Raw genomic sequence first — 6,673 nt, 5'->3', positions numbered from 1 at the left:
CCTTTCCCAGAGACAGTTTTCAGATTGTTATGCCATTCGTGCGGGTCGTAACTTACACGACAAGGAAATTCGCTACCTTAGGACGGTTATAGTTACCGCCGGCGTTCATCAGCGCTTCAGTTCAAGGCTGCCTTTAGTCTTGCGACTAAAATGACCTCTCGCTTTAACGTTCTGACACTGGCCAGGCATCAGCCCCTATACATCGCCTTACGGCTTAGCAGGGACCTGTGTTTTTGGTAAACAGTCGGTCGACGTCTTTTACTGCGCCCCCGCTTGCGCGGGGGAGGCCTTATCCCGAAGTTACGGCCGTTGTATTGCCGAGTTCCTAAACGAAGGTTCTCTCATACACCTGAGGCTACTCGCCTCACCCACCTGAGTCGGTTTCCGGTACGGTTACCGTAAGTTTAGCCCTAGAGGTTTTTCTAGGCTCTGGCTCCGGTTGTATTGAGTCTGCGTTGCCGCTTTCTCTGCGTCCTAAGGGCCTGGTTGTATGTCCAGTGGATTTGCCAGCTGAACACCATCCCCTTAAGCCACGTACATAACCAAAATTACGTACAACCTTTGCCAAAGCGTCGCCTCATCGGAAACCTACGGCAGGGCAGGAATATTAACCTGCTGTTCCATCGCCTACGCCTTTCGGCCTCGGCTTAGGTCCGCCTCACCCTGGGTCGATTTTCGTTGCCCAGGAAACCTTGGGTTTACGGTGGACCGGGTTTTCACCGGTCTTTTTGCTACTTATACCAACATTCTCACTTCTCTGTGCTCCAGAGCGAGTCACCTCTACTCCTTCGCTGCGACAGAGAACGCTCCTCTACCGATCCATCTTTAAAAAAGATGAATCCCACAAATTCGGTACTCAGCTTAAGCCCCGTTACATTTTCGGCACCAAGTCGCTGGACCAGTGAGCTGTTACGCTATCTTTAAAGGATGGCTGCTTCTAAGCCAACCTCCTGGTTGTTTGAGCGACAAGACCGCCTTTCACACTGAGCTGAGATTTAGGGACCTTATTTGGTGATCATGGGCTGTTTCCCTTTTGACTAGTGAAGCTTAGCCCTCACAGTCTGACTCCATTCCTTACCGTTCCTGACATTCGGAGTTTGGTTGAGTCGCCTAGGCTTGCGCCACGACAACCCATTCAGTGCTCTACCATCAGGACGTATAGAACAGGCTAGCCCTAAAGCTATTTCGAGGAGAACCAGCTATTTCCGAGTTCGATTGGAATTTCTCCTCTAACCACAGCTCATCCCCGCGTTTTGCACAGCGCGTGGGTTCGGGCCTCCACGTAGTTTTACCTACGCTTCACCCTGGCCATGGTTAGCTCACCCGGTTTCGGGTCTAGTGATAGCAGCGTTTGAGTAAAAAGAGCGCCGCGCGTTTTAACACGCGCATCGCTTTTTTTTACTCAGATTCGGCCGTATAAGCCTCGCTTTCACTGTGACTTCGTCCCTTAGGACTTAATCGCGCTACTACCAGCTAACTCGTTGGTTCATTCTTCAATAGGCACGCCATCACGCACCACTTCAGCGTAGGTCTGCCTATGGCTCGAACTTGAATAGTTCTAATTTCGTTATTACGAAAATAATTAACTAAATTCATATCGTAGCTATAAGCTAGAAAAACCTACGCTGAAGTGGTCAGCGCTCTGACTCCTTGTAAGCAGATGGTTTCAGATTCTATTTCATCCCCCTCAACGGGGTACTTTTCACCTTTCCCTCACGGTACTAGTTCACTATCGGTCACGGAATGTATTTAGCCTTAACGCATAGTCGCGCCAGATTCCCACAGGATTTCACGTGTCCCATGGTACTCAAGAAAAATAACTAGGAGCACAAAACTCCTTTCGTTTACAGGGCTATCACCTTCTTTGGCTGGTCTTTCCAGACCATTCTACTAGGAAAGCTTTGATTTTTATTCTCCCCCTAGGGTCCATTCAACCCTAAGACATTACTCTCTTACAACACTTAACTCAATATTGGCCGAATGGGCCTTAAAACCAAGGTACGCACCTATCAAAGATATGTACGGACCATAATTTAAATTGTGCTAAGTTTGGGCTGATCCCGGTTCGCTCGCCACTACTACGGGAATAAGTGGTATAGCAACCACCACCTGCAAAAGCTTTGTGCAGTGTAGTGGTTACTAAACCACATTCTGTGTTTTCTTTTCCTCTGGGTACTTAGATGTTTCAGTTCCCCAGGTTACCTTCATAATCCTATTTTATTCAAATTATGATAATCTGATCTTCCATCAGATTGGGTTGCCCCATTCGGAAATCCCCGGCTCAAAGGTTGCTTACCACCTCCCCGAGGCTTATCGCAGGTTGCTACGTCCTTCATCGTCATTCCATACCAAGGCATCCACCATCTGCCCTTATGCGGTTTAACCACAAGAATGAATAGATTCATTTCTTGTAATTACCCTTTTAAATCTACTTAACAATTTGCTTGATCTTATATAATTAACTTATTCAATTTTTAAAGGACTTATCAACTCTATAAAGAAACAAAAAATCGCTTTAACAAGCGACTCTTTAGTAAGGCACGACAGTGCACAGCAAATCCTTACATTAGCCGCTGATATTTAATAAAGTAATAAATGTTTCTCATAGTTTGATTTACGCCACTATTCAAAGATATACATCTTTTAAGTAGCTTTAGTATCATACTTTAAAGGCTTAAGCCTGTCAAGGGGCTAATTTAAGGCAAAAACAGCCTGAATAGGCTGTTTTAAAAAGGCTATTTTCTTAACTTTATCCACAAATTATCCAGCTAATTCCTGTCTTACTAATTCAAACAAAAACCTTACCCCTACTCCACTGGCGCCCTTGTTTAAATATTGGCCCTCAAAAGTTTTCATTGGTCCGGCTATATCCAAATGAACCCAAGGGTATTTTTTAGCAAATTGCCACAAAAACATGGCTGCCTGAATAGCCCCACCATAAGACGTCTTACCTATATTCTGCACATCACCAAAAGTTCCTTTTATTTCTTCTTCATATTCCTGCCACATCGGCAATGGCCAAACATAATCACCGGATAATTCACCAACGACTTGAAATTTCTTTTGCAATTCATCACTGGGTGTAAACAAGCCGATGGGCAAAGTACCCAAGGCCACTACACAAGCGCCGGTTAAGGTAGCTATATCTACCACTAATTTAGGTTTATATTTTTCAGCATAAGTTAAAGCGTCAGATAAAATTAACCGGCCTTCGGCATCGGTATTCAAAACTTCAATCGTTTTACCTGACAGGCCTTTTAACAAATCACCCGGCCGTAAACCAGAACCACTCGGCATATTTTCTACAGCCGGCACCAAACCTATAATATTAACAGGAAGTTTCAAACGGCTAACTGCACCCATTAAACCAATAACCGCCGCCGCGCCCAACATATCCAAATGCATATCATTAATCCCGTTGCTTGGTTTTAGATTGAGTCCACCGCTGTCAAAAGTAACACCCTTACCTACTAATACATAAGGTGCTTGATTTTTAGCCACCCCCCAATGTTCCATTATTATAAACTTTGGTTCTTCCACACTACCTTTGGCCACTCCCAAAATTGCTCCCATACCTAACTTTTGTATTTGGTTTTTAGTCAGAACCTCTACTTTAAATTTATATTTTTTGCCTTGTTCAACCGCCTGCTTAGCTAATAAATCTGGCGTCATATCGCCACCTGGTGTATTACCCAAATCCCTAGCCACATTAACCTGTTCCCCAACCACTTGCCCGATTTTTAAACCCTGCCTAATTAAACTTTCTTCTTCTTTATTAACTAATAAAGAAAAAATCTTTAAAGAAAATTTCTTCTTCGAACTGCCTTTTTTATATTGATTAAAAGAATAATCAGCCATCAAGGCATTCTCGGCTATCAATTGACCCAACTTCTCATAAGATACTTTGGCTAAAGGCAACCTGACTACCGGCAAAGCTAATGATTTAATTTTCTCCGACTTGGCAACTATTAATAAACGCCTAATGGCTAAAATAAATTTTCGTTGATCCCAATTTTTAAATTCTCCCAACCCCAATAAAATTATTTTTCGTCGACCAATAAATAAAACCTTAGTCTCTTGGTTGGTGGCTGTAAAATTTTTACCCAAAAAATAATCCTTCAGAATTCTTTTCTCGGCGGCTGATAAAACAAGATTGTTTAACCACAACTTATTTTGTTTAACAAAACAAGGCACCACCACATTATCGCCCTTTAAAGATTTTTGACTAGTAACAATAAATTTCATAAATAAAAGTTATATGATTAAACCTTATTACTTCTTTAAATATAAAGCTTTTTTAAGTTTTCTCCAAAAATTTAAGGCAAACCATAATTTAGATTTGCCTTAATAAATTTAATCTTCCCTTAAGAATGGACTCGAACCATCAACCTGCCGTAACAAGAACCTATTAACAACCAGTCACCGGAGCTCCTAAATTAGTGGCCAATAAACTTAATAGATTACCGAATCTATTTTAATAAAAACGCTCCCGCTTTTATTTTTTAAATTCGGTTTGAAAAACAGCTGCTCTACCAATTAGAGCTACTTAAGGAAAGAATTTTAGTTTTTTGCTATCTTAATCCAGATTACCTAAGCCGTCAAACTTAATTCAAATTATATATTTACCAACCTCTTCCTTGGTAAAACCACAAGCCAAAAGCTCCGCACTTTCAAAACCAATTAAGGAAGGTTCTGGTTGCAGGCTTAAACCAGTTGTTTGCTTAACTATTTGTCTAATTTTTTTAACTAACAATAAAACATTGGCCGCTGTAGTCGTATTATTATCATTTAAAATAACCAATGGCTGATTATGGTTAACTTTAGCCCCGCCAACAGTTAATCCTTTTATACCGCAGATTTCTAATATAAAAGCCGTGGGTATTTTAATTAAATCACCAGAGGGAAATTTATTTTTTATTCTCCTAAGTTCCGGCAAGGCACCAGCTAAATTAGCGGCGATATTTTTTTCTAAAGAAGTATACTCGGTTGGCTTTAATAAAAAATTTTTAAAAAATGATCCAGCGCTGCCTTTGGCTCCGGCAGTATAAGGATAAGGAAACTTTTTATTACGCACGTTTATAATAGTCTGCCTAATAGCCGACAATTCTATATTATCTTGATTGGCAAAAACTTTTTGCAAATCCGGATAACTAATATTAGGACGATAAATTTTGGATAAACGAAGTAACACTTGCAATATAAAATATCGTCCTTTATCTAGAGTATTAAAAACACTAGTTCGGTAAGCAAAACCGCATTGCTTATTAGTTAATAAAACAACCTGATTGGTTTGGCTATCATAAGCCTCTACAACCGTTACTACCTGACTGGCTTCTTGGCCGTAAGCCCCTACGTTCTGTACAGCAAAAGCACCCATTTTGCCGGGAATATAAGACAAATTTTCTATGCCCCAATAATTATTACTAACCGCATAATCAACTACCTTATCCCAAATTTCCCCGGCACCGGCTTTAATTTCCACAAAATTCAATCCTTCTTTAATTTTATTAATGCCCAAAATATTTATAGAAATAACCAATCCCTTAAATCCACTGTCACTAACCAACATATTGCTACCCCCACCAATCAATAAAATTTTTAAATTATTATCCTTGGCAAAACTTAAGGCCTCAACTAGTTCCGCTGCACTACTAATTTCAATAAAAAACCTGGCTGGCCCGCCGATTTTAAAAGTCGTTAAAGGAGCTAAAGAATAATTTTCTTGAACTTTAATCATTTTTTTCTTCAAGATATTTAAATCTAGAAATTTTTTGGCCCTGCACCTCAACTTGTTCTAAAAACATTGCTTCTGGTCTTACCCACCAATGCGTCTCTCCGGCCATTTTTCCAGTTATATGTTTATAAACCACAAACTCTTCCAAGCTCTCGCTGTGTTTGGCTTCACCTACTACTTCCATAATATCCCCCTTAAAATGCTGATATCTACCTAGTTTGATTTTCATATTTTTTAATTAAAACTATAAACACATTTTACCACCATTGACATATAGTTTCCAAAAAGGTAACCTAGTCTATCCTAAAAAATAAAATTGTCCTTTTCTCAAAAAACTCGGAGTACTAAATGCAAGCAACGCAAGCAGTAATTTTATTATTCTGTGACGAGTTAACCAAACTTGTTACAGAAAGGTTGCTAAAAACCAAAACAGAGTTAACTTTTCAAAGTTTTTTCATTCATCAATTTGAAAATGAAGAACTTGAAATAATTTCAAAAAAAGTGCTATTAGAAATACCGCTACCTTTAAAAAAAGCTGATGAAATAATTAAAAAATTAAAAAGAAATAACTGTCAAATTTTGGCTCTGGCAACCCTCGAAAAAAAGGAAATTAAAAAATTGTTCTATTTTGAATTAGGACAAAACAACGTTATCCAAATTCCAATTGATAATAATCTACTAATTGATAGAATATTGGAATTTATAAAAAACTGATCTCGCCCCGGCTTTCTATAAAAGAAGTCGGGGTAATTTTTATTTAAATACTTTTATAAACCCCAAAATTATAGATTGTAAAAATGGTGCTGTAATTATACACTTTGCGCGAACCTTTTTCGAGCGGAAACTGGACGAATGAATCAGCCCCGCCACCGCCTCGCAGAGCCTCGGCGGACACCAAAGAAAAATGTTCCTTGCTTTTCGGATTTGCGCGCGACCAAT

At 39.7% G+C, this 6,673-nt stretch carries 5 protein-coding genes and 1 rRNA gene; 1 reads left to right on the top strand and 5 read right to left on the bottom strand.

Translation table 11 applies throughout. The features are described from left to right. From KKC17_01520 to KKC17_01505, 4 genes are all read right to left on the bottom strand, one after another. A 23S ribosomal RNA gene (locus KKC17_01520) occupies positions 1-2,384 on the bottom strand; the annotation flags it as partial. Between the two features lie 376 nt (positions 2,385-2,760). Then, entirely contained in the window at positions 2,761-4,245 is a 1,485-nt protein-coding gene (locus KKC17_01515) for a leucyl aminopeptidase (GenBank protein ID MBU1038896.1), read from the bottom strand. 364 nt (positions 4,246-4,609) lie between these two features. Beyond that, entirely contained in the window at positions 4,610-5,737 is a 1,128-nt protein-coding gene (gene murB / locus KKC17_01510) for a UDP-N-acetylmuramate dehydrogenase (GenBank protein MBU1038895.1), read from the bottom strand. Then, positions 5,730-5,963, bottom strand: a complete 234-nt coding sequence (locus KKC17_01505) for a DUF1653 domain-containing protein (protein ID MBU1038894.1) — start codon at positions 5,961-5,963, stop codon at positions 5,730-5,732. Before KKC17_01505 ends, murB begins: the two co-directional genes overlap by 8 nt. Positions 5,964-6,082: 119 nt before the next feature. Between KKC17_01505 and KKC17_01500 the strand changes: the two genes are divergently transcribed. After that, on the top strand, positions 6,083-6,448 hold the full coding sequence (locus KKC17_01500; protein ID MBU1038893.1) for a hypothetical protein: 366 nt from the start codon (positions 6,083-6,085) through the stop codon (positions 6,446-6,448). 43 nt (positions 6,449-6,491) lie between these two features. Here KKC17_01500 and KKC17_01495 read toward each other — a convergent pair. Further along, a partial coding sequence (locus KKC17_01495) for a hypothetical protein (protein ID MBU1038892.1) occupies positions 6,492-6,673 on the bottom strand: 182 nt, incomplete at its 5' end.

Source organism: Patescibacteria group bacterium, assembly GCA_018817715.1.
Classification (GTDB): Bacteria; Patescibacteriota; Patescibacteriia; order Veblenbacterales; family UBA10138; genus JAHITT01.
Note: the sequence above shows the minus strand (reverse complement) of the source record. Positions and strands in the feature narration are given on the sequence as shown.

Excerpts from the sequence above, each read along its gene's own strand:
- murB (MBU1038895.1), bottom strand. The coding sequence starts at position 5,737 with ATGATTAAAGTTCAAGAAAATTATTCTTTAGCTCCTTTAACGACTTTT.
- KKC17_01515 (MBU1038896.1), bottom strand. The coding sequence starts at position 4,245 with ATGAAATTTATTGTTACTAGTCAAAAATCTTTAAAGGGCGATAATGTG.
- KKC17_01500 (MBU1038893.1), top strand. The coding sequence starts at position 6,083 with ATGCAAGCAACGCAAGCAGTAATTTTATTATTCTGTGACGAGTTAACC.
- KKC17_01505 (MBU1038894.1), bottom strand. The coding sequence starts at position 5,963 with ATGAAAATCAAACTAGGTAGATATCAGCATTTTAAGGGGGATATTATG.